This is a genomic window from Arthrobacter sp. NPDC055585, assembly GCF_053619115.1.
Map to the genome: position 1 here is coordinate 1 of NZ_JBSHIT010000024.1, position 1,334 is coordinate 1,334.

2 protein-coding genes are annotated in these 1,334 nt (G+C 44.5%); both read left to right on the plus strand.

The genetic code is table 11. The features are described from left to right. The coding region (locus tag ACWGQ2_RS18370) for a hypothetical protein (protein ID WP_452019650.1) at positions 1-186 on the plus strand (186 nt) is incomplete at its 5' end. Positions 187-238: 52 nt separating this feature from the next. Continuing rightward, positions 239-1,282 carry a DUF932 domain-containing protein gene (locus ACWGQ2_RS18375; protein WP_452019651.1) on the plus strand — a complete coding sequence of 348 codons (1,044 nt, stop codon included), beginning with the start codon at positions 239-241 and terminating at the stop codon, positions 1,280-1,282. Positions 1,283-1,334: the final 52 nt, after the last annotated feature.

Genomic DNA, 1,334 nt, shown 5'->3' on the forward strand with positions numbered 1-1,334 from the left:
GCTTTAGGGGCCTTAGGCACAACCGTTGCGAAGTCTTTGAATTTACCTCCCATCGTTGGAGGAATTGCAGGAACTGTACTTGGTGGTTTGTTTAATTCTTTTACAGAACAAAGCACACCTCCACAGCAAAGTTTGTGCTTCTGTCATAACTGCTACCAAAAATTTCCAACGCATCTTCTGCACTAAAGATCGTTGGTATTAACACAGAATCAAATTTCAAATTAAAAGGAATACAACCATGGCACATCAACTTGAACAAATGGCGTATGTAGGCGAAACCCCTTGGCATGGACTAGGCAACCCACTCACTCAAAACCAACCGATTGAAATCTGGGCACAGCAGGCAGGCATGGACTGGCGTATCGAGTCATCTAATGTCAGTTATATGGCACAGAATGAACGTGGACAAAGCATCATCATGCCGTATGAAGACCAGCGTGTACTGTATCGTTCTGATACTCATGCACCCTTGTCAGTGGTCAGTCAACGTTTTCAAGAAGTCCAACCTCGTGAGATCTTAGAGTTCTATCGTGATCTAACTGAACAATCAGGCTTTGAATTGGAAACCGCAGGCGTGCTTAAAGGTGGTAAGAAGTTCTGGGCGCTGGCACGTACAGGTCAATCTACTGCACTTAAAGGCAAGGATGTCAGTAATGGCTACATTCTTCTTGCAACCGCTTGTGATGGCACCTTGGCAACTACGGCACAATTCACTTCCATTCGTGTTGTCTGCAACAACACCTTGGCGATTGCTTTACGTGGTCAGAACAGTAGCGCAGGTGTAGTGAAAGTTCCGCATAGCACCAAGTTTGATGCAGATAAGGTCAAACAGCAATTGGGTATTTCAGTTCGTGCATGGGATGAACACATGTACGAAATGAAGCAGCTCAGTCAGCGTAGAGTCACCCAGTCTGAAGCCGCAGCCTATTTTGATGCGGTATTTAATAACACCACAATGAGTATTGCAGATCAGGAAGAAAATATTATTCAGTTCTACCGTGATGTTGCGATTCAGGCGGCACATGCAGATACCAAGGAAAAAGCTGAACCTAATGCCAAGGCGATGACAAAAGCAATGGACATGTTTAATGGTCAGGGACGTGGTGCAGAGTTGAGTTCTGCTAAAGGAACAGCCTATGGATTACTGTGTTCAATTACAGAATTTATTGATCATGAACGACGTGCCATGAGTACAGATCATCGACTCGATTCAGCTTGGTTTGGTGCAGGAGCAGCGATCAAGCAACGTGGACTCGAACAGGCTTTGCGTATGGTTTCATAGCGTAGAAATTTGAGTTTCTTGCAATGGAAAGTTAGACCTATCTATATATCTT